Raw genomic sequence first — 20,317 nt, 5'->3', positions numbered from 1 at the left:
ATGTCCCTCCTCACGCCTTGATCGGGGCGACGTCGATCCAGCGCCGCTCCTTCCAGCTCTTCAGCGCGCATTCGGCGAGCTGCACGCCCTTGGCGCCTTCGAGCAGCGTGAATTTGTAGGGCGCATCCTCGTAGACGTGGCGAATGAACATCTCCCACTGCTCCTTGAAGCCGTTGTCATAGGTGACGTTGTCGGGCAGCTTCTGCCAGTCGCCGTAGAAATCATGCAGCCGCTTCTCGTCGGGATTCCAGACCGGCCGTGGCGTCGCCTGCCGCGCCTGGATCACGCAGTCGGTGAGGCCCGCGACCGCCGAGCCGTGGGTGCCGTCAACCTGGAAGGTGACGAGATCGTCGCGATAGACGCGCGTGACCCAGGACATGTTGATGTGGGCAATGACCCCGCCCTCGAGCTGGAAGGTCGCGTAGGCGGAATCATCAGCAGTCGCCTTGTACTTCTTGCCCTGCTCGTCAAACCGCTCAGGGATATCGGTGTTGCCGATGCAGACCACGCTCTGAACGTCGCCGAAGAGATTGTCGAGCACGTAGCGCCAGTGGCAGACCATGTCCAGGATGATGCCGCCGCCGTCCTCGTCGCGATAGTTCCAGGACGGACGCTGCGCCTCCTGCCAGCCGCCCTCGAACACCCAATAGCCGAACTCGCCGCGCACCGAGAGAATCCGGCCAAAGAATCCGCTATCGCGCAGGAAGGCGATCTTCTTCAGGCCGGGCAGGAACAGCTTGTCCTGCACCGTGCCGTGCTTGACGCCTTTGGAATTGGCGAGCTTGACGACTTCGAGCGCCTCCTCGAAATTCGTCGCGATCGGCTTCTCGCAATAGACGTGCTTGCCGGCGTTGATGGCCTGGGTCAGAAGGCCGGGGCGCGCCTGCGTGGTCGCAGCGTCGAAGAACATGGTGTCGTTCGTGTCGGCGAGTGCCGCGTCGAGATCAGTGGTCCAGCGCGCGATGTTGTAGCGCTTGGCGAGCGCCTCGATCTTGTCGGCACTGCGGCCGACCAGGATCGGATCGGGCATGATCCGATCACCGTTCTTCAGGCGGACACCGCCCTGGTCGCGGATCGCGACGATGGAACGGATCAGATGCTGATTGAGCCCCATGCGGCCGGTGACGCCGTTCATGATGAGGCCGAGGCGTTGGGTGGTCATGCTAATTGCTCCCGGAGTGATCTTGGCTGTTCGAGCGGACGGAGCGCCGACCAGTCCGGATGGACCGACGTCGCGAAGCCCACTGTGTTGAGCGATCCCGTCAGCAGATCGCCGTTGTGAATGGAGAGCCGGATGCCCTGCCCGGCATCGGCGTAGAGATCAGGATGCGCAGCGGCGAAGGCCGAAGCTTCTGCTGCGGGCGTATCGCAAAAGCCGTCGACATAGTGGTGGCCGTTGCGCTCGGCGTGTTCGAGGCAAAGCAGCGCACCGAGCGCCAGATCCTGTTGAAGAGCGAGCCCGGTCTGACAGGTCAGATCTTCACCCGTGACGGAACACTCCGCGCCCTCGTCGTTCAGCTTGGCAATGCGGGTGAAGTTGACGATCGACTTGTAGATGCCTTTGCAGGACTTCGACGAGACGCCGCGGTAACCGAGTTTGTAGGCGGTCGGCCAGGCGTCATAGGAATCGTCCGCTTCGTCGATAATGAAATCGCGCCAACGCAAGGCTTCACTGAGCGGCGATTGACGCGTGACATCGCGCGGCATCGGCTGCTCGATATAGAGCAGCTTGCGAAAGATGGGCTCCAGGGCGCTGTCGCGCTCCAGCCGACTGACCAGCGACTCAAGCGCCGTCAAATCCGCATATTGCTCGTTGCCGTCCAGCGTCACGTTGTAGTCAAAAGGCAGCGGCGCCAGCTGACGTCCAATACGGATCAACCGAGCGGCATCCGCCTCGGGATCGCCACCAAGCTTCAGCTTGAAATAGCGCGCGCCAGAATTTTCCTTCGGATCGACCACGCCGCCATCGCCCTCGACTTGGTCGTCGAGACCGACAGTGTGGCGGATCGCGACGCGTCGCGACCGGTATTGGTTGCCGAGCATGAGAAATCGTTCGATATCGCCCTCATTAAGGTCCGGCGACAATCGCGTATCAATGCCGGCGATGTTGCCGGCCATCCCGTCGAAGAAATTCGTCTCGACGCCACGCAACAGCGCATCGAGAATCGCCTTGTCGATTTCCGCCGGACCATAGGCCGCGGCAAGCGGCGGAATGTTCTCCCCGGCACAGGCTGCGACCTGCGCGCCAATGCAGGACGCATGCAGATCGAACGCCGTCCGGAAGCCCGTCTGCACCAGATAGAGCCCGCGCGCGATCTCCAGCGAGCGTCGCAGTCCGTCGATCGTCTGCGCCGGTGACAGCTCCGGCCGCTTGTCGAACCATTTCGGCACCAGCAGTTCGGCGCTGGCGCCGACAGCAGCGCCCCTGCCCTCGACCTCGATCTCGACCCGCACGAACAGCTGCGGCGTCGCGTTGATCGTGATCGCGCCAAAGCGGAACGGCCGCGCGAAATGTACGGGTCGTTCGAAGAAGGCGATGTCTCGCAGCTTCAGGCGCGGGGGCATGGTCTAACAACGACGCGAGATGAATTTGACACGAGCGGCAGGACCGCGGGCGACCCGCCTCTCCCGCTTGCGGGAGAGACCGGCACGAAGTGCCGGGTGAGGGTTTTCTCCTCTTCGGGGTTCTCGCGAGCGGAGACACCCTCTCCCCAGCCCTCCCCCGCATGCGGGGGAGGGAGCGCACCGTGCATTTGGTCACTACCGAAGCACATTACGCGCCGATCCTAATCCAGTGAACCCTGCGAAAAGAAATGCTTGCGGATGCGTTGCACGAGCTCCGTGAACACCGGATCGGCCATTACGTCCAGCGAGCGCGGGCGCGGCAACGGCACATCGTAGATCGCGGCGATCGCGCCGGGCCGCTCGGTCATAACCAGCACGCGGTCGGCGAGGAACACGGCCTCCGGAATCGAATGCGTGATCAGCAGCACCGTCTTCTTCGTCTCGCGCTGGATCCGCATCAATTCGACATTCATGCGTTCGCGGGTCAGCGCATCGAGCGCGCCGAACGGCTCGTCCATCAGCATGATCCGGGGATCGTGCACCAGGGCGCGGCAGATCGAGGCGCGCTGCTGCATGCCGCCGGAGAGCTGCCAGGGCAGCTTCTTTTCGAACCCTTCGAGCCCAACCAGCTTCAGCAGCGCCTTGGCACGGGTGAGATATTCGTCCCGCGGCAGCCGCTTCATGTCGATCGGCAGCATCACGTTGGAGAGAATGTTGCGCCATGGCAGCAGCAGCGCGTTCTGGAAGACGATGCCGACATTGCCGTGCGGCTTCGTCACCGTCTCGCCCTCGACCAGAACCTCGCCTGTGGTCGGCGGCAACAGGCCGGAGATCAGCTTGAGCAGCGTGGACTTGCCGCAGCCGGATGGGCCAACCACGACAAAGAACTCGCCATCATTGATATGGAAGTCGAGCGGCCGCAGCGACGGCACATCGCCGTCGCGCGTCCGGTAGGTCTTCGACACGCCGGACAGCGTGATGCCCGGCGTATCGCCGGCAGCCCGGTCGCTCACCAGTCTCAGATGTGCGGCCGGCTGCAAGTCGATCGGTTTGGTCGCGGGGTTCATCGCAGCCCTCTCCGCCCGTCGTCCCGACGACGGAAATTTGTCGCTCACGTGCCACTCTTCGGCAGGTAATCGCTGGTGTAGAAGGCCTTCGGGTTCTCCTTGGCCTTGGCGTCGAGGCCGCCATACTCGACCATCAGGTTGACGCTGTCCGTCATGTTCTGGTCGGTGACCTGGAACGGCCGCTTGCTCTTGGTCTCGGCGGTCCGGTACAGCGGAATGGTCAGTTCGAAGCCCTGCGTCAGCGTGTCGATTCTGCCGCCCTTGGGGTTGGCATCGAGGATCGACTGCGCGGCGGCCTTCGGCTCCTTCTCAGCGGCTTCGACCGCCTTGGTCGTCGCCGACATGAAGCGGCGGACGAGGTCGGCGTTGGCCTTCACATAGTCGGTATTGGCGATGATGCCTGACGAAACCATGTTGATGCCGTAGTCGGCGAACTTGATCGGATAGACGTCCTTGCCAGTGGCGTCCTTGATCTTCATCGACTGGTCCATGACATAGCCGAGCAGGAGATCAGCCTGGCCGTTGATGACGGCGTTGAGCTTGGTCTGGCCGTCACCGGCGACGGTCTGGAAGTCGCTCTCTTTCAGGCCGGTCTTCTTCAGGAACAGCGGCCAGATCTGGGTCATGGAGTCGGCCGGCGTGATCGCCACCGTCTTGCCCTTGATGTCCTCGGGCTTCCGGATGTTCTTGTCGGCAAAGCCCATGGCGGACATCGGCGAGGTCTGGAGCAGCACGCCGGTCGCGATGACAGGCGCGCCCTTGATCGCGGCGCGCATCATGGTGGGCACGTCGACATAGCCGAAATCGGCGGTCTTGGCGGCGACGGCCTGCGTGGTCGCAGCCGAGCCGCGGCCTTCCTGGATCTCGAGGTCGATACCTTCGGCGGCATAAATGCCCTTGGCCTTGCCGTAATAGAACGGCGCGTGCTCGCCATAGACGTACCAGTTCAGCATCAGCACGACCTTGTCGGCCGCCTGCGCCGGCGAAACCGCGAACGCCAACAGCGCCACAGACGCAGCCCCAATCCACCGCTTCATCGTCACTCTCCCTTGTCGTTCTGTTTCGGCCGTTGGTGGCCGTTGCTTAAGTTAAGAGGCGAAAATCACGTCTTCGCGCTGGCTGACATGCCAGGGAATGATCAGCTTCTCGATCCGGTCGACGATCCAGAACAGGATCACGCCGAGCAGCGCGAGAATGACAAGGGCCGCGAACATGGTCGGCAGGTCGAACGTGCCGATCGAGCGCTGCATCACGTAGCCGATGCCGGAGTTGGAGCCGACGAATTCACCGACGACGGCGCCGACCACGGCGAGCGTCACCGAGACTTTCAGGCCGGAAAAAATCGCCGGCAGCGCATGCGGCAGGTTCACCGCGCAAAACACCTGGAAGCGGCTGCCCTGCATGGCACGGGCAAGATCCACCATATCAGGATCGACCGACTTGAAGCCCTGCACGGCCGAGACCACGACGGGGAAGAAGCCGAGCAGGAACGCCGAAATCACCTTGGGAATAATGCCGAAGCCGAACCACACCACGAACAGCGGCGCGATCGCAATCTTCGGCACGGACTGCGAGAACACCAGCAGCGGATAGACATAGCTCTCCACCGTCTTCGAGCCCGCGATCAGCATCGCGACGGGGATGCCGAACAATGCGGACAGCAGGAAGCCGCAGACGGTGGCATAGGTCGTCGGCCAGCACTGGCGCAGCAGTTCCGGCCAGTCGGTACGGAGAACCGCGACGACATCGGCCGGCGACGGGATCTGATAGGCGGGAATCTTGAACAGCCGGATCGCGAGATCCCAGGCCACGACGATGAAGACCAGGAACAGAAACGGCCGCACCCAGGCAGCATTCAGCATCTTGGACACCGCGCCTTGCAGCTTCAGCTCAGCCACGCCTCACTCCCGGTCGTCTTCTTTGTTCGGGCGAGAAATTAACCCGTTGGATAAATACTGTCCAGAGCTTTCCCTGTGACGTTTTGCGCCGGTTCCGAGGAGATCCGGTGTCGCTTAGAGGATTGCCTATCGGCAAAATCAGCGGTGCCGTCCCGGCGAACGCCGGGCCACTAAGCGAAGTTTGGCGAAGACTGGGCGTTCGGGATTAGCACCGCACGCGATCGATAGATCACGCGGTATGGGTCCCAGCCTTCGCCGGAACGACGACGGGGAAATGGTTTGCCCTAAACGGTCTGCGCCACAGCCGTTCGCGACTTCGGCGCCTTCGCGACATCGAACAACGCGGCCGATCGCCCGGTCAGCGCGGCCAGCACGAGGCCAACCATGTGCGCGAGCCGCTCATCCTTGGCGTCCTTGGCGAGCAGGTCGCGGCCGAAGATCACGCTCAAGGTCGCCGAGTTCGAGAGGTAGAAGAAGCAGAGGCCCGCGATCGAGATGTAGAGCTGCACCGGATCGACCGCGACCTGGAAATCGCCGCTGTCGACGCCGCGCCGCACCACGGTGCGGATCATCTCGACAAAGGGCGAATGCATCGACTTGACCTTGGTCGAGCGCTTCAGATGCTTTGCGCGGACGAGGTTCTCGGTCTGGAGCAGCGACAGGAATTCGGGATTGCGCAGGAAGTAATTCCAGGTGAACTCGATCAGCCGCCTGATGGCCTCGGGCGGATCGAGATGTTCGAGATCGAGCCCCCGCTCCTCGCTGCGGATCTTGTCATAGGCGCCTTCCAGCACCGCGAGATAGAGCTCGTCCTTGTTGCCGACGTGGTAATACAGCATGCGCTTGTTGGCGCCGGCCTTGGCCGCGATGCGGTCGACGCGGGCACCGGCGAGCCCGTGGGCGGAGAACTCCTGCTTGGCGGCTTCCAGAATGCGCAGCCGCATCCCCTCGGGGTCACGCTGCCATTTCAGAGTTCGTTTTGCCGCTGCCTTCGCCAAACCGGGTGCTCGCTGGGTGGTCTCAGGATTCCGTGTAACACGCGGACGCCCGTTTGAGAACGCAGGGACGCCGGATAGCTCTGTCATTCCGGGTTCGATGCTTTGCATCGCCCCGGAATGACTCCGTCCCCTACTCCACCGGCTTCGGCGAACGCTCCAGCAGCACGGTCTGGATCCCGCAGGTGCCGTTGCGGACCGTCATGATGCGCGTGCCCGGCTTGCGGCCGTTGCGGACCTCGGTGACGTCGAGGCCGGCGGCAATCAGGCGTGCGCGCGTGGCGTCGATGTCGGCGACGCGCCAGCTCAGGCCCCAGAGCCGGTCGTGCCGGGAATCGCCGCCCGCGACGGGGCGGCGCACCACCTCGACGATGAGATCGCCGCAGCGGAAGAACATCAGCTGACCCCAGTCATGATGGGAGCGGTCGAGCGCGAGATCGAGCCCGAGCCGCGCGCCATAGAGCGCGGCGGCGCGATCGGAATCCTCGGTGGTGATCACGACATGATCGAGCCCGTCGATCGGCGCGAAGTCGGTCGCGACCGACTTCGGCCGCTCCTCGGCAAGCTCGAGGAAGAACATGCGCACGCCGCGCGTCAGTTCGGTGGCCGCGCGCGTGCGCTTCCAGTGCAAGGCCGCGCCGCTCGCATCGTCGCTGCTCTCGACCTCGGCGACGGGATCCGGCTTCAGCGCCACCCGGTCCAGCCGCCGGTGCATCTTGCCCATGTCTGCGACACGAAAGCACAGGCTGGCGAGCATGCCTTCCTGGTCGTCGAGCAGCGCGCGCATCCGGTCCGCGGTCGCGGTGAAGCCGCTCGGCGCCATCAATTCGATGGTCATGTTGTCGAGGGTGAACAGCACGCGGTCGGCGCCCTCGCCGGAATTCTGCCAGGCCGGCGCGCGGGCGAGCAACGTCTGATAGGCCGCCTTGGCCGCACCGATATCCCTGACCAGAACGACGATGTGATCGAGGCCGGTGATCATGTTTGTCCCTTTTGATCGACCTGGAACCCTGGCCGGAAAACGGCATTTGTCCGGGCTTGGCATCGGCCCGACATGGTCGTATTCCGGCCTCATACCGACCTCAAGCGCTTCGGGGCGGTTTTGCGAATAATTTCAGCGTCCCCGAAGCGGAACCGGTGTTAGAGTAAGCCCGTCGGCCGGGACCACCACGCGCATCACGGACAAGCAATGCAGGCTCTCTTTATCGGACAGACCTATATCGACGTCGTCTTCATCACCGACCACATGCCGACCGGCGACGAAAAGCACGTGGCCTCCGACTACGCGGTCTCGTTCGGCGGCAACGCGGTCACGGCGGCGTTCTGCTGCGCCAAGCTCGGCATCGTGCCCGATCTGATCGCCACCGCGGCCAATGACTGGCTGGGGCGCATGTTCCAGGACATGTGCGCGAAATACGCGATCTCGCTGCACGGGCGGAAGGTGAACCAGTCCTCGCTGTCCTTCATCATGCCCAAGGACGGCAAGCGCGCCATCGTCCGCTGCCGCGACGACGAGCACATCCATCCGTTCCCGATGCTCAATCTCGGCGGCTGCCGCGCGCTGCATGTCGACGGCCATCAGCCCGATGCCGCGATCCACTACGCAAAAGTCTGCCGCGAGGCCGGCATCCTGACCTCGCTCGACGGCGGCGGCCTGCGCACCAACACGCATGAGCTGCTGGAATTCATCGACGTCGCGATCGTCGCCGAACGCCTGTGCGAGCAGATGGACCTGACGCCGGAGAAGATGCTCGATTACCTCAAGAGCCGCGGCTGCAAGATCGGCGGCGTCACCATGGGCGAGAAGGGCCTGCTCTGGTACGACGAAACCGGGACGGTCCAGGTGATGCCGGCGATGCCGATCCCGCGCGAGCGCGTGATCGACACCAACGGCGCCGGCGACGTCTTCCATGGCGCCTATGTCTATTCCTACCTCGCCCACCCCGGCAAAAGCTGGCGCGAGCATTTCGACTTTGCCCGGGCGGCCTCGACCTTCAAGATCCAGCGCCTCGGCAACGAAGCCGGCCTGCCGACCCTTGTCGACATCGCCAAAGTCAGGCACGAGTTCGAAGTCAGGGTCTAGACTTCGAAAGGATTGCTCATGGGCCGCGTCTTCGTCGCCGGCAGCATCAATATGGATGTGGTGGCGACCGCCGATCGCCATCCCAGGGTGGGCGAGACCGTCGCGGGTCGGCAAGTGCTGTATTTTCCGGGCGGCAAGGGCGCGAACCAGGCCGTGGCGGCGTCCAGGCTCGGCGCGAAGACGACGCTGATCGGACGTCTCGGCAAGGATGCGTTCGGGGCCGAACTGAGGACGTTCCTCGGCGCCCAAGGCATCGATCTCGGCTCCGTCCTCGAGGCGGATACGCACACCGGCACCGCCATCATCACCGTCGCCGCCTCCGACAATACCATCGTCGTCATTCCCGGCAGCAATGGGCTGGTCAGCGCGGATGACGTCGCGGATGCGCCACTGGCGAAGGGCGATGTCGCCGTCAGCCAGTTCGAGATCCCGCTGCCGACCATTGCCGCGTTCTTCCAGCGGGCGCGATCCGCCGGCGCAACGACGCTGCTGAATCCCGCCCCGGCGCAAAAGATGTCCGGCGAGCTGCTTGTGCTGGTCGACATCCTCGTGCTGAACGAGACCGAGCTCGGCTTCCTCGCCGGCGCGGACCTCTCCGACGATGACGAGGCCGCAAAGATCATCGCGGTCGCCCGGCAACTTCAGGCGCGCGAGGACCAGACCATCTGCATCACGCTCGGCAAACGCGGCGTGCTCGCGCTCGCCGGAGACGAGGAATTTGCGGTGCCCGGCCGCGCGGTGAAGGCGGTCGACACCACAGGCGCCGGCGATTGCTTCGTCGGCGCACTCGCCTCGCAGCTCGCTGATGGGGCCGCCATGCGCGCAGCCCTCGCCTTCGCCAATGCTGCGGCTTCGATCAGCGTGCAGCGCATGGGCGCGGGGCCGTCGATGCCGACGGCCGCCGAGGTGGCTGCGATTTTGTAGCTTTCTTCACCTCGCCCCGCTTGCGGGGAGAGGGAGAAGACTCACGCCAGCGCGCTCTTCAGGTCAAAGCTTTCGTCGGCGGCCTGCTCCGGTGTGATCGAGCGGTCCATGGCCTGCAGGCGGCGGCCGAACATGTGATCGCCGGCGCGGTTGATCGACTCGATGCCGAGCAGCTTGTCGCCCTTGTAGCAGAACGCGGAGAAGGCTTTCTTGACGGGATCGCCGCGCAGCACGACGCGGTCGTAGCCGGTGGTGAGGCCGGCGATCTGGAGCTTGTCGTCGCCCTGGTCGCTCCAGAACCAGGGATGACCGTCATAAGGCTTCTTGTCGCCGGTCAGCCGCGCCGCGAGGCAGCGGGCGTGATCGGTGGCGTTCTGCACCGATTCCAGCCGCAGCGAGCCGCCGAAGCGCGGGCTTGCGAACAGCGCGCAATCGCCGATCGCAGAAATGTTCGGATCGGCCGTCGCGAGATATTCATCGACGATGATGCCGGCCGCGACCGGCAGCCCCGCTTCGGCCGCGAGCTCGATGTTCGGCAGCACGCCGACGCCGACCACGACGAGGTCGGCCGGCAAATGCCGGCCGTCGCTCAAGGACACGCCGGTGACCTTGCCGCCCTCGGCCTCGATCGAGGTCGCCTGCACGCCGAGATGGATGCGGATGCCGGCCTCGCGGTGCCGCGCCTGGAAATATTCCGAGACCTCCGCGGTCACTGCCCGCGCCATCACGCGCGGCGCGAGCTCGAGCACGTCGACCTCGAGGCCCTTGATCCGCGCGGTCGCGGCGAATTCGAGACCGATGAATCCGGCGCCGATCACCACGACCCGCGTCTTCGACGGCATGATCTTTCGCAGCGCCTCGCTCTCGTCGAGGATGCGCAAATATTTCACGTCGGGCAGATTCGCATTCGGCAAATCCAGAAGCCGATTGCGCGCGCCCGTCGCCAGCACGAGATGGCCGTAGGCCAGCGTCTCCCCCGAAGCGAGCAGCACCGTGCGCGCGCCGCGATCGATCGAGACGGCGCGGCCGGCGATCAGCTCGATGGTCTGGTCGTGGTAGAATTTCTCGGGGCGGAACATCAGGCTCTCGGGCCCCGCCGAGCCTTTGATATAAGCCTTGGACAGCGGCGGCCGCTGATAGGGCAGATGCGCCTCGTCATTGATCAGGCAGATGCGCTCGGAAAAGCCCGCCTGGCGCAGGGAGGCCGCGACCTGATAGCCACCATGGCCGGCGCCGACAATGATCACCGGGCCCGTCATTGGACAGCCCATTTCTGCAAGGCACGAGCGTTAGCCATGTCGTCTCCTCTCTCGCTGGTTTTGGCTTGGCTTGCCTAGGAGGAACCGGCGCTCGTGTCCGTCCCTTTGGCGAAGGCGGCCCATTTGAGCCTATCATTCAGCCATGCGCAAGGTGGCTTGCGGGGATTGTCTCCCCTCGCCTTCTGCGATTTAGTTGCAGCAACAACCTCCAGCCGGGGATTTCCAATGCCAGCTCCCGTCTCAAAGCCCGATGATCCCGCGCTGCTGCGGGTCGACGGCCCGATCGCGACCATCACGCTCAACCGTCCCGCCGCGTTCAACTCGATCAACCTTGCGATCGCGCAAAAGCTCGAACAGCTTGCGGCTTATCTCGAAGGCGATGACGCCATCAGGGTCGTGGTGCTCGAGGGCGAAGGCCGCACCTTTTCCGCCGGCGGCGATCTGCAGACGATTGGGGCTGCGGCTGAGGCCAACACCGTGACGCCGGTCGTCGGCGAGCTGCTCAAGCACTATCATTCCTTCATCGAGATCATCCGGCGCATGCCGAAGATCTCGCTCTCCAGCGTGCACGGCTCGGCCGCGGGCGCCGGCATGGGCCTCGCCTTCGTCACCGATCTCTGCATCGCGGCTGAGGACGCCAAATTCACCCCGGCTTACGCCAAAATCGGCGTGTCGCCGGATGGCGGCTCGACGGTCGGGATCGTCGGCACGGTCGGCTCACGCCGCGCACTGCAGATCTTCCTCGCCGAGGATAATTTTACCGCGCAGCAGGCGCAAGAATGGGGCCTCGTCGTCAAGACCGTACCGGCAACCGAGCTGAAGGCCGCGACGCGGCAGCTCGCCGAACGGTTGGCGCAGAACCCGCCCGCGGCGATATCAGGCACCAAATCGCTGGTCTATGCGGCGGCGACGACGCCGGTAAGGCAACAGCTCGAGGCCGAGGAGCACAAGATCATCATGGCGATGAACACGGAGGAATTCCGCGTCGCCGTGAAGAAGTTTACCAGCAAGAGCAAGTAGCGCTCTATTGCGGGCAGATGTACCCGGTCCCCGCCGGCGACTTGAAGCAGCCGACCGATTCCGGCAGCACGTGCCGCGGCAGCCACAGCACGACGCTCGGGAAATAGATCGCGAACGCGATGGTGGCGAAGAACACCACATAGATCGGTAGCGCCGCGCGCAACGCTTTCGCGAAACTGATGCCGACGAATTTCGAGGCCATCAGCAGCACCAGACCATAAGGCGGTGTGATCAGGCCGAAGGCGAGCGTCGCGATCAGCACCACGCCCATGTGGACGCCGTTGATGTCGCCCGCCTCGGTCAGCGTGTTGACCAGCGGCATGAAGATGATGATGGTCGGCACCGGCTCGATGAAGTCGCCGACCACGGTGAACAGCAGCACCATCAGCAGCATGATCAGATGCGGATCGTGACCCGCGATCGAGGTGATCATGTCGGCGATGTAGCTGGCGCCGCGCAAATAAGCGAGCATCCAGCCGAAGGCGTTGGCGGCGCCGATCGTGATCAGCGGCAGCGAGAAGATCAGTCCGGCGAGGCAGAAATCGTAAGGGATCTTGCGGAAGTGACCGCGGTTGAGCGCGGGGATCACGACGAGGATGATCCAGACCACGGCGACGACGCCGGCTTCCGTCGGCGTGAACCAGCCGGTCAGGATGCCGCCGAGCAAGATCACCGGGATCATCAGCGGCAGCGCCGCGTCGCCGGCCGCGAACACGATCTGCCGCAGCGGCGCGCGCGGCTTGCGCAGGCCGGACGGGCCGAAGAAATAGCAATAGATCATCAGGCCGAAGCCGATCATCAGGCCGGGCACCACACCCGCCATGAACAGCCCGGCGATCGAGACGTTGCCGACCGCGCCATAGACCACCGCCGTGATGCTCGGCGGCACCAGTGCCGCGATGGTCGAGGCGGAGGCGATGATGGCGGCGATGAAGGCGGGCTCATAGCCCTCGCGCTTCATCGGGCCGCCGAGCGCCCGGCTCATCACGGCGACATCGGCGGTGGTCGAACCCGACATCTCCGAGAAGAACATGCTGAAGACGACCACGACCTGCGACAGCCCGCCCCTGATATGCCCGACCAGCGACACCGAAAGATTGGCTATTCGCACCACCACATTGGCCGAGCTCATGAGCTCACCGACCAAAAGGAAGAACGGAATCGCCAGCAGCGCCTCGGAATCGACGCCGTCAAAGATCTTCTGGATGATTGCCGCGAGCGAGACGTCGGACAGGATGGCGCCGATGAAGACGCCCGCCATCAGCGAGAACGGCACGGGTACGCCGAGATAGCCGAACGACAGGAAGCAGATCGACATCAACGCCAGGACAATGGGTGCGCTCACGGCTGCGCCCTCACCTGGGTCTCGGTCACGACCGGCGCGGCATCCTGGTCCGGCGGCTCCGGATGGTCAAAGCCGTTGCGCAGGCCGTTGACGAGCTGCTCGACGGTGAAGAGGCCGACCAGAATGCCGGAGAGCGGTATGATCGCGTAGAGCGAGGCGATCGGCGTGCCCGACGGCAGGCGGAAGCTGCCGAAGCCACGCAGGTAATTCTGGTAGCCGTACCAGATCAGGCAGACGGCGACGCCGAGCACGATGAGGCGGATCATCACTTCGACGATGACGCGTGGCGTGCCATGCATCGCCTCGGAAATCGCGGTGAGATAGAGGTGATCGTTGCGCCGGGTCGCGACCGCCGCGCCGATGAAGATCGCGTAGATGAACAGCGTCGAGGTGACTTCCTGCAGCCAGAGCCAGGGATGGCCGATGGTGCGGGTGATGATGTCGGCGGTGACCGACAGCGAGAAGCCGAAGCAGAGCACGCCACAGAGGATCATGAGCGCGAGCTCGAGCCAATCGAGCCGGCGCCATTTCAGGTGACGCTGGCGTTGGAGTACGAGCTTGTCGGCGATGGCCATTGTTACCCTCGTCGTCCCGGCATAACGCGGATTGAGCTTTGCAAACGCTGCTAGTCGAGTCGATGGCGACCTCTCCCGTAGGGAGAGGTCGGATCGCATCGCAAGATGCGGTCCGGGTGAGGGGTTACAGCCTCACAGAACGCCGCGGCCCCTCACCCGGATTGCTGCGCAATCCGACCTCTCCCCGATGGGGAGAGGTAAGGCGCCCGCGGCCTAATTAATCGACCGGATCAAATCCTTGATCTTCTCGGCATGCGGGCCGAGCTCCTTGGCGAGCTTGTCGAGATAGGGGTCGGCGATCGCCGTGAAGCTCTTCTTGTCGACGTTGTCCACAATCTTGACGCCCATCTTCTTCAGCTTCTCGGCCGCGCTGCGCTCGAGATCGAACGCCTTGGCCGGCTCCTTCGTGCTGATCTCGTTGGCCGCCGTCTGCACCCAGCCCTTCTGCTCGGCCGACAGGCTCTGCCAGAGCTTGTCGGAGACGAACACCAGCGCGTTGTTGGCCTCGTGCTCGGTGATGTTCAGCACCGGGGCGACCTCGTAGTGCTTGTTGACGAGGTAGACGTTGATGCTGTTCTCGGCAACGTCGACGACGCCGGTCTGCAACGACGTGTAGACACTGCCGAACGGCATGTGCACGGTCTGGGCGCCATAGGCGGGGAACATGGTGTCTTCGGTCGCGGTCGCCTGCACGCGGACTTTCAGACCCTTGATATCAGCCACATTATGGATCTCCTTCTTGGAATACATGTGGCGCACGCCCTGCGAACCCGTACCGATGAGGTGCAGGCCTTGCGTGGTCTCCTCGATCATAGCCTTGAGGGCTTCGAACACCTTCGGATCAGCAAGGCCCTTAATCACGTGGTTCTCGTCGCGGAACAGATAGTGCAGCGACATCACGCCGGCCTGCGGCGAGATCGTCGCGGTGTTGGCCGACGAGACGATGGAGAATTCGACGTCGCCGGCCTTCACGAGCTGAAGCACCTGCGGCTCCTGCCCGAGCTGCGCGCCGGGGTACTGGTCGATGATCATGGTGCCTTTGCTCAATTCCTTGAGCTTGTCGGCAAAGAGATCGCCGGCGATCGAGTAGCCGGTGTTGCGGGGCTGGTCATAGGCGAAGCGATAATGCTTCACCTCCTGTGCTCCGGCGCCCGTGACGAACAGCATGGCAGCCACAGCCACCAAGCCGTGTAAGAATCCTGGCAAGGATCGTGCAATCATCGTCTCCCCCTGTTTTTATCGCCCGCCGCTTTCAGCGGTCTGGGCGCTCGTTCGAGTGTTGATCAGCCCTTTTCGGTCTTCTTCCCAGTCCTCTGCATGAAGTCGAAGTCGCAGCCCTCGTCGGCCTGCATGATGGTCTCGTTGAACAGCCAGGCGTAGCCGCGCCGAACTTCATCGAGCGCAGCAGGCGGCTTCACGGCCGCGCGCCGGCGCTCGAGCTCGGCGGCATCGACCAAGAGCTCGATGCTGCGCCTGGCCACATCCAGGCTGATCTTGTCGCCGTTCTTGACCAGCGCCAGCGGCCCGCCAACGGCGGATTCCGGCGTGATGTGGAGAACGATGGTGCCGAATGCGGTGCCGCTCATGCGCGCATCCGAAATGCGCACCATGTCCTTGGTGCCGGAACGCGCGAGCTTCCTCGGGATCGGCAGATAGCCCGCCTCGGGCATGCCCGGCGCGCCCTTGGGACCGGCATTGCGCAGCACGAGCACGTCATCGGCGGTGACGTCGAGATCGGGATCGTCGACGCGCAGCGTCATATCCTCGACGGATTCGAACACCACGGCGCGCCCCGTATGCTTCAACAATTTCGGGCTCGCGGCGGACTGCTTGATCACAGCGCCGCGCGGCGCGAGGTTGCCGTGCAGGACGGCGAGGCCGCCCTCCTTCTTGATCGGATTGTCGCGCGAGCGGATCGCGTCCTGGCCGGGCACATCCTCCGCATTCGCGACGACATTGCGCAGCGTCTGGCCCGAGATCGTCTTGGCATCGAGATCGACGAGATCGCCGAGTTGCGCCAGCAGTTTCGGCACGCCGCCGGCGTGATGGAAATGCTCCATATAGTGCTCGCCCGAGGGCTTGAGATCGACCAGCACCGGCACCTCGCGACCGATCTGATCGAACACGCTGAGATCGAGACGGTGCGGCGAGCGATGCACCATCGCGGTCAGATGGATCAAGCCGTTGGTCGAGCCGCCGATCGCCTGCAGCACGACCTGCGCGTTTTTGAAAGAGGCCGGCGTCAAAAGCTCGCTCGGCTTGGGGCCCTTGGTCTTGGCCATCTCGGCCGCGACCTTGCCGCTCGCCTCGGCGAGGCGGAAACGCTCGGCATGCGGCGCCGGGATCGTCGCGCTCATCGGCAGCGACAGGCCCATGGCTTCGATCATGCAGGCCATGGTCGAGGCCGTACCCATCACCATGCAGGTGCCGACCGATGGCGCGAGGCGGCCGTTGACGGCTTCGATCTCGGCATCGTCCATCTCGCCGGCGCGATACTTGCCCCAGAGGCGGCGGCAGTCCGTGCACGCGCCCAACACCTCGCCCTTGTGATGGCCGACGACCATCGGTCCCACGGGAATGACCACCGTCGGCAAATCGGCGCTGATCGCCGCCATCACCTGCGCCGGCAGCGTCTTGTCGCAGCCTCCGATCACGATCACCGAATCCATCGGCTGGGCCCGGATCATCTCCTCGGTGTCCATCGCCATCAGGTTGCGTAAGTACATCGAGGTCGGATGCGCAAAGCTCTCGGCGATCGAGATGGTCGGGAACACGAACGGCATCGCGCCCGACAGCATCACGCCGCGCTTGGCGGCCTCGATAATCTGCGGGACGTTCCCGTGGCAGGGATTGTAGTCGCTATAGGTGTTGGTGATGCCGACGATCGGACGCTCCAGAGCGTCGTCGGAATAGCCCATGGCCTTGATGAACGCCTTGCGCAGGAACAGCGAGAAGCCGGCATCGCCATAGCTCGTCAGACCCTTGCGCAAACCACTCGTCATCCACGTCACTCCTTAGGCTCCCATTGTGGTACAGCCTGGCCCCCGATTGTCAATAAGACACGCGTCTATCCCATCATTTATGGACCGTCGTACCATAAATCATCCGGATTATTGACAATCTGCCCCTTCCCTGCTCCCTAGGGGCGAGCCGGCGGGCGCCGGGAGGCTGAGGGCATGTCCGACATTCGCACCGCAGACGCCATGGCTATCAGGCGCGACGATCCGGATGACGTCGTTGCGCGGCTGGAGGAGGACATCATCTTCGGCCGCTTCGCGCCGGGCGCGCGGCTGACCGAAGACGCGCTGATGTCGCGCTACGGCACCTCGCGCCACTTCGTGCGGCAGGCGCTGGTCGATGCCGAGCGCCGCGGCATCGTCCGCCGCGGGAAGAACGTCGGCGCCACCGTGCGGTTCTACTCGGCCGAGGAGGTCCGGCAGATCTACGAAGTCAGGGAGATGCTGACGCGGCAGGCCGCGCTGATGATCCCCCTGCCCGCGCCGCAAGGCCTGATCGACGAGCTCGCCGCCCTGCAACGCGACTATTGCGCGAAGGCGGATGTGCAGGATCTGCGGGGCATCCACGAAGCCAACGACGCCTTCCACCTCGCGCTGTTTTCGGCCTGCGGCAATCCCTATCTGGTGCGCTCGCTGCAGGACTATATGAGCTTGACGCTGCCGATGCGCGCAAAAAACCTCGCCGATCGCGAGGGGCTTGCGCAATCACGCCGCCAGCACGAGCTGATGATCGAGCTGTTGAAAGGCCGCGACAGCTGGGCGCTGGCGCAGCTGTGTGTGGATCACATGCAGTTCAGCAAGAAGGATTATCTGGAGAGGATTGCGGGGGAGACGCTTTGAGCCCGCGCGTGACATCGCCGCCAGGCATCCAGATCTACTAAAATGATCTGATGCCGGACCATCAGCTTATCAAAAGCTGGAAGATCACCGAGACGCTGCTCGAACGGGCGCGACATGCGCTGCCGGACAGCCCAGCTCAACATGAGCACGCGCGCGTTACGCTGCTGAAGCAATATCAGGAATTCCTCGCACACAATGAACTCGAGCTAGCGCTCGACACGATCGAGGAGCTCGGTCATCTCCTCTCCGCTCACGGCGGATTTTGGCGTGATCTGGAACGTGCCGCCGAAAATATGGGGCTGTCGGGTAGATTGCCCGCACTTCGCAAAGCATTCTCCGACGCGCCGCTGAAACAGCCTTCGTGACGTCAGAATTTGGAATAGCACGTCGGCAAACGGGCAAAGGCCAAGCCTTTTGCTCGTGAAAGTGATGGACATGATCAGAACTGTGAGGGAGAACGCGACCTGATATCAATTTCAGGATGCCGCAACATGGAATTTGATGATGTCATTCTCGGCCGGCGAAGCATTCGCGGTTACAAGCCCGACCCCGTCCCGCCGGAATTGATCAAGGAAATCCTGGCGCTGGCCATGCGCGCGCCTTCGTCGATGAATACCCAGCCGTGGAATTTCTATGTCATCACCGGAGCACCGCTGGACCGTATCCGTCAGGGCAACACCGAGCGCAATCTGGCGGGCGTGCCGCACTCGCGCGAATTTCGAACCGGCCAGGCATTCGAGGGCGTGCATCGCGAACGCCAGATTGGCGTTGCCAAGCAGCTGTTCAGTGCCATGGGAATTGCGCGAGATGACAAGCAGCAGCGCCAAGACTGGGTCCTGCGCGGCTTTCGCCAGTTCGACGCGCCTGTCTGCGTGATCATCACATACGATCGCCAGTTGGCCTCCAGCGACGATACGGCCTTCGACTGCGGCGCCGTTGCGACCGCGCTCGTCAACGCGGCCTGGTCGCGGGGGCTTGGCGCCGTAATCAACAGCCAGGGCATCATGCAATCCCCCGTCGTGCGCGAGCATGCCGGGATCGCGGATGATCAAGTGATCATGAAAAGCATCGCGTTGGGCTGGCCAGATCACAGCTTTCCTGCCAATGCCGTCATATCCGAGCGCAAGTCGGTCGATGAAGCGACGACTTTCGTGGGATTTGCGAGTGGAGCCTAGAAGCAGCCTTCGTCAATCAAGGGCTTGTCGCCCGTTCAGTAACGCCTCAGCAGACCGCGATCCACGCTGCTATCACCGTAATCGGCGCACGCCCTTTTCGGACTCCTGATTAAATCCGTCCGGACGCGCTTGAAGGTTTTACTGGCCGCGTCGGAGACCTCGGGACGGAATTTACGGGGATCGTAGCTCTCGCCATTGCGGGCCTTGATGGCCGCCGAATAAGCGTCGATCATCGCCATCGCCGCATTGGGGCCGCCAAGAAGCCGGGCGCCGAGTTGAACGCCGCCGGCGCCATCGGCTTCAAAGCCGACGCATCGCTGCTCCAGCACCACCGATGCGGTGACGAGCTGGTCGAGGAATGTCGCCTCGGCGTCGCTGAGCGCTGCAGCTTGCACTGGTCTTGAAGCGATCATCGCAAGCGTTGCGACGACTGACAATTTGAACTTCATTGTCGTGGTTCTCGAATTGCGATCGCACCAATCGAGAGCCAGACGATGCCTGCAGTGAGATTGATCTATGTCAATGGGCCGTCATTGCCCGGGCTTGTCCCGCCTGCGCGGCCGAAGCCGCTTCGGCGCGGCGGGACAAGCCCGGCCATGACGGTGAGGATCTCTCTGCGAGCCCAACTCTCACTGTCCTTGTGAGACAGCTCGCGTCGCTTCCCCTACCGCTTATTCCAATCAATGATCCGGCTCTTATCGCCGTCGAACTCGTTGCTGCAGAACGCGCCGCCCTGGAAATGATCGCCGATCGGATCGGGCTTCAGCTTGGCCTGCTCGGCCATGGCGTGCGCGACGTGATCCTCGGAGCGGCCGGTCGGGCGGTAGCCGAATTCGTAGGCGCGGTGGTTGTCCCACCAGGCGCGCTCGTTCAGCGACACGCCGTAGAAGATCTCGAAATGGATGTCGGGATGCTCGAGCCCGATCTGGCAGAGCTGCACCAGATCTTCCGGCTTCAGCCAGATCGAGATGCGGCGAAGGTCCAGCGGCACGTCACCGAAATTGCCGATGCGCAGGCACGTCACTTTCAAGCCGTGCTTGTCGGCATAGAGCGCGCCGAGCGCTTCGCCGAACACCTTGCTGACGCCATAGCGGCCGTCCGGGCGCGCGGTGACGTCGGTGTCGATCCTGCGGTGGCGCGGATAGAAGCCGACGGCATGGTTCGAGGACGCGAACACCACGCGCTTGACGCCCTTGCGGTACGCGGCCTCGAACAGATTGTAGCCGCCGATGATGTTGGCCTGGAGGATGTCGTTCCACGGACCTTCGACCGAATAGCCGCCGAAATGGATGATGCCGTCGACGCCCTCGCAGATCGCCTCGCACTGCGCGAGGTCGGAGAGATCAGCCGCCTTGAACTGCTCGTTCGGCCCGAGGTCCGCAGGCGGGCGGATGTCGGAGAGCAGCAGGTCCGGATAGATCGGCGGCAGCAATTTGCGCAGGCGCGTTCCGATTCCACCCGAAGCTCCCGTCATCAAGATGCGCGGCATGTCTTTCCTCGTCTTTGGCGACCGATTTGCGGTCGTTGATCACTGATGGTAGCTGGATTGTCCAG

Annotated in this window: 20 protein-coding genes; 6 read left to right on the top strand and 14 right to left on the bottom strand. The window is 63.6% G+C overall.

All coding sequences use genetic code 11. The features are described 5' to 3' along the window. Positions 1 to 10 precede the first annotated feature (10 nt). The 7 genes from JQ587_RS07795 to JQ587_RS07765 form a co-directional block, all read right to left on the bottom strand. Positions 11 to 1,162, bottom strand: a complete 1,152-nt coding sequence (locus JQ587_RS07795) for a Gfo/Idh/MocA family protein (protein WP_212424919.1) — start codon at positions 1,160 to 1,162, stop codon at positions 11 to 13. Further along, the gene (locus JQ587_RS07790) at positions 1,159 to 2,565 is read right to left on the bottom strand and encodes an enolase-like domain-containing protein (protein ID WP_212424918.1); all 1,407 of its coding nucleotides are present in this window, start codon (positions 2,563 to 2,565) and stop codon (positions 1,159 to 1,161) included. The genes JQ587_RS07795 and JQ587_RS07790 overlap by 4 nt, the downstream gene beginning before the upstream one ends. Positions 2,566 to 2,786: 221 nt before the next feature. Continuing rightward, positions 2,787 to 3,632 carry an ABC transporter ATP-binding protein gene (locus JQ587_RS07785; RefSeq protein WP_212297928.1) on the bottom strand — a complete coding sequence of 282 codons (846 nt, stop codon included), beginning with the start codon at positions 3,630 to 3,632 and terminating at the stop codon, positions 2,787 to 2,789. A gap of 44 nt (positions 3,633 to 3,676) precedes the next feature. Beyond that, positions 3,677 to 4,669: an ABC transporter substrate-binding protein gene (locus tag JQ587_RS07780; RefSeq protein ID WP_212424917.1), complete on the bottom strand. Its 993-nt coding sequence runs from the start codon at positions 4,667 to 4,669 to the stop codon at positions 3,677 to 3,679. 51 nt (positions 4,670 to 4,720) lie between these two features. Next, positions 4,721 to 5,530, bottom strand: a complete 810-nt coding sequence (locus tag JQ587_RS07775; protein WP_212424916.1) for an ABC transporter permease — start codon at positions 5,528 to 5,530, stop codon at positions 4,721 to 4,723. A 284-nt stretch (positions 5,531 to 5,814) separates the two neighbouring features. Further along, entirely contained in the window at positions 5,815 to 6,474 is a 660-nt protein-coding gene (locus JQ587_RS07770; protein ID WP_212424915.1) for a TetR/AcrR family transcriptional regulator, read from the bottom strand. 184 nt (positions 6,475 to 6,658) lie between these two features. Then, positions 6,659 to 7,507, bottom strand: coding sequence for a VOC family protein (locus tag JQ587_RS07765; RefSeq protein WP_212424914.1), 849 nt, complete (start codon positions 7,505 to 7,507; stop codon positions 6,659 to 6,661). A gap of 207 nt (positions 7,508 to 7,714) precedes the next feature. Here JQ587_RS07765 and JQ587_RS07760 point away from each other — a divergent pair, with 207 nt between their 5' ends. Together JQ587_RS07760 and rbsK are read left to right on the top strand one after the other, a co-directional pair. Then, on the top strand, positions 7,715 to 8,608 hold the full coding sequence (locus tag JQ587_RS07760; RefSeq protein WP_092295859.1) for a sugar kinase: 894 nt from the start codon (positions 7,715 to 7,717) through the stop codon (positions 8,606 to 8,608). Positions 8,609 to 8,626: 18 nt separating this feature from the next. Then, entirely contained in the window at positions 8,627 to 9,532 is a 906-nt protein-coding gene (gene rbsK, locus JQ587_RS07755) for a ribokinase (protein ID WP_212424913.1), read from the top strand. 41 nt (positions 9,533 to 9,573) lie between these two features. Here rbsK and JQ587_RS07750 read toward each other — a convergent pair whose 3' ends face one another. Continuing rightward, complete coding sequence (locus tag JQ587_RS07750; RefSeq protein WP_212424912.1) at positions 9,574 to 10,791, bottom strand: NAD(P)/FAD-dependent oxidoreductase; 1,218 nt, start codon at positions 10,789 to 10,791, stop codon at positions 9,574 to 9,576. Positions 10,792 to 11,016: 225 nt separating this feature from the next. Between JQ587_RS07750 and JQ587_RS07745 the strand changes: the two genes are divergently transcribed. After that, the gene (locus JQ587_RS07745) at positions 11,017 to 11,811 is read left to right on the top strand and encodes an enoyl-CoA hydratase/isomerase family protein (RefSeq protein WP_212424911.1); all 795 of its coding nucleotides are present in this window, start codon (positions 11,017 to 11,019) and stop codon (positions 11,809 to 11,811) included. A gap of 4 nt (positions 11,812 to 11,815) precedes the next feature. Here JQ587_RS07745 and JQ587_RS07740 read toward each other — a convergent pair whose 3' ends face one another. The 4 genes from JQ587_RS07740 to JQ587_RS07725 form a co-directional block, all read right to left on the bottom strand. Further along, the gene (locus tag JQ587_RS07740; protein ID WP_188097926.1) at positions 11,816 to 13,156 is read right to left on the bottom strand and encodes a TRAP transporter large permease; all 1,341 of its coding nucleotides are present in this window, start codon (positions 13,154 to 13,156) and stop codon (positions 11,816 to 11,818) included. Continuing rightward, on the bottom strand, positions 13,153 to 13,731 hold the full coding sequence (locus JQ587_RS07735; protein ID WP_212424910.1) for a TRAP transporter small permease: 579 nt from the start codon (positions 13,729 to 13,731) through the stop codon (positions 13,153 to 13,155). Before JQ587_RS07735 ends, JQ587_RS07740 begins: the two co-directional genes overlap by 4 nt. A gap of 213 nt (positions 13,732 to 13,944) precedes the next feature. Continuing rightward, positions 13,945 to 14,952 (bottom strand): TRAP transporter substrate-binding protein, encoded by a 1,008-nt coding sequence (locus tag JQ587_RS07730; RefSeq protein WP_212424909.1) that lies wholly within the window; start codon positions 14,950 to 14,952, stop codon positions 13,945 to 13,947. A 62-nt stretch (positions 14,953 to 15,014) separates the two neighbouring features. Continuing rightward, positions 15,015 to 16,733: an IlvD/Edd family dehydratase gene (locus JQ587_RS07725; protein WP_212424908.1), complete on the bottom strand. Its 1,719-nt coding sequence runs from the start codon at positions 16,731 to 16,733 to the stop codon at positions 15,015 to 15,017. Between the two features lie 174 nt (positions 16,734 to 16,907). Between JQ587_RS07725 and JQ587_RS07720 the strand changes: the two genes are divergently transcribed. The 3 genes from JQ587_RS07720 to JQ587_RS07710 all read left to right on the top strand — a co-directional run bounded on the left by JQ587_RS07720 (position 16,908) and on the right by JQ587_RS07710 (position 18,763). After that, positions 16,908 to 17,588 carry a GntR family transcriptional regulator gene (locus tag JQ587_RS07720; RefSeq protein WP_212424907.1) on the top strand — a complete coding sequence of 227 codons (681 nt, stop codon included), beginning with the start codon at positions 16,908 to 16,910 and terminating at the stop codon, positions 17,586 to 17,588. A 50-nt stretch (positions 17,589 to 17,638) separates the two neighbouring features. Beyond that, complete coding sequence (locus JQ587_RS07715; RefSeq protein WP_212424906.1) at positions 17,639 to 17,953, top strand: hypothetical protein; 315 nt, start codon at positions 17,639 to 17,641, stop codon at positions 17,951 to 17,953. Between the two features lie 126 nt (positions 17,954 to 18,079). Beyond that, on the top strand, positions 18,080 to 18,763 hold the full coding sequence (locus JQ587_RS07710) for a nitroreductase (protein ID WP_212424905.1): 684 nt from the start codon (positions 18,080 to 18,082) through the stop codon (positions 18,761 to 18,763). 35 nt (positions 18,764 to 18,798) lie between these two features. Here the strand turns inward: JQ587_RS07710 and JQ587_RS07705 are convergent, their stop codons facing one another. Then, complete coding sequence (locus JQ587_RS07705) at positions 18,799 to 19,212, bottom strand: hypothetical protein (RefSeq protein ID WP_212424904.1); 414 nt, start codon at positions 19,210 to 19,212, stop codon at positions 18,799 to 18,801. A 215-nt stretch (positions 19,213 to 19,427) separates the two neighbouring features. Then, positions 19,428 to 20,252 (bottom strand): NAD-dependent epimerase/dehydratase family protein, encoded by an 825-nt coding sequence (locus JQ587_RS07700; protein WP_212424903.1) that lies wholly within the window; start codon positions 20,250 to 20,252, stop codon positions 19,428 to 19,430. Positions 20,253 to 20,317 lie beyond the last annotated feature (65 nt).

Source organism: Bradyrhizobium manausense (assembly GCF_018130615.1).
Lineage (GTDB): Bacteria > Pseudomonadota > Alphaproteobacteria > Rhizobiales > Xanthobacteraceae > Bradyrhizobium > Bradyrhizobium manausense_A.
The sequence above is the reverse complement of the archived record's forward strand: the minus strand, read 5'-3'. Positions and strand labels throughout refer to the sequence as shown.

Coding starts and splice junctions, on each gene's coding strand:
- JQ587_RS07795 (WP_212424919.1), bottom strand. CDS start 1,162: ATGACCACCCAACGCCTCGGCCTCATCATGAACGGCGTCACCGGCCGC.
- JQ587_RS07790 (WP_212424918.1), bottom strand. CDS start 2,565: ATGCCCCCGCGCCTGAAGCTGCGAGACATCGCCTTCTTCGAACGACCC.
- JQ587_RS07785 (WP_212297928.1), bottom strand. CDS start 3,632: ATGAACCCCGCGACCAAACCGATCGACTTGCAGCCGGCCGCACATCTG.
- JQ587_RS07780 (WP_212424917.1), bottom strand. CDS start 4,669: ATGAAGCGGTGGATTGGGGCTGCGTCTGTGGCGCTGTTGGCGTTCGCG.
- JQ587_RS07770 (WP_212424915.1), bottom strand. CDS start 6,474: ATGCGGCTGCGCATTCTGGAAGCCGCCAAGCAGGAGTTCTCCGCCCAC.
- JQ587_RS07765 (WP_212424914.1), bottom strand. CDS start 7,507: ATGATCACCGGCCTCGATCACATCGTCGTTCTGGTCAGGGATATCGGT.
- JQ587_RS07760 (WP_092295859.1), top strand. CDS start 7,715: ATGCAGGCTCTCTTTATCGGACAGACCTATATCGACGTCGTCTTCATC.
- rbsK (WP_212424913.1), top strand. CDS start 8,627: ATGGGCCGCGTCTTCGTCGCCGGCAGCATCAATATGGATGTGGTGGCG.
- JQ587_RS07750 (WP_212424912.1), bottom strand. CDS start 10,791: ATGACGGGCCCGGTGATCATTGTCGGCGCCGGCCATGGTGGCTATCAG.
- JQ587_RS07745 (WP_212424911.1), top strand. CDS start 11,017: ATGCCAGCTCCCGTCTCAAAGCCCGATGATCCCGCGCTGCTGCGGGTC.
- JQ587_RS07735 (WP_212424910.1), bottom strand. CDS start 13,731: ATGGCCATCGCCGACAAGCTCGTACTCCAACGCCAGCGTCACCTGAAA.
- JQ587_RS07730 (WP_212424909.1), bottom strand. CDS start 14,952: ATGATTGCACGATCCTTGCCAGGATTCTTACACGGCTTGGTGGCTGTG.
- JQ587_RS07725 (WP_212424908.1), bottom strand. CDS start 16,733: ATGACGAGTGGTTTGCGCAAGGGTCTGACGAGCTATGGCGATGCCGGC.
- JQ587_RS07720 (WP_212424907.1), top strand. CDS start 16,908: ATGTCCGACATTCGCACCGCAGACGCCATGGCTATCAGGCGCGACGAT.
- JQ587_RS07715 (WP_212424906.1), top strand. CDS start 17,639: ATGCCGGACCATCAGCTTATCAAAAGCTGGAAGATCACCGAGACGCTG.
- JQ587_RS07710 (WP_212424905.1), top strand. CDS start 18,080: ATGGAATTTGATGATGTCATTCTCGGCCGGCGAAGCATTCGCGGTTAC.
- JQ587_RS07705 (WP_212424904.1), bottom strand. CDS start 19,212: ATGAAGTTCAAATTGTCAGTCGTCGCAACGCTTGCGATGATCGCTTCA.
- JQ587_RS07700 (WP_212424903.1), bottom strand. CDS start 20,252: ATGCCGCGCATCTTGATGACGGGAGCTTCGGGTGGAATCGGAACGCGC.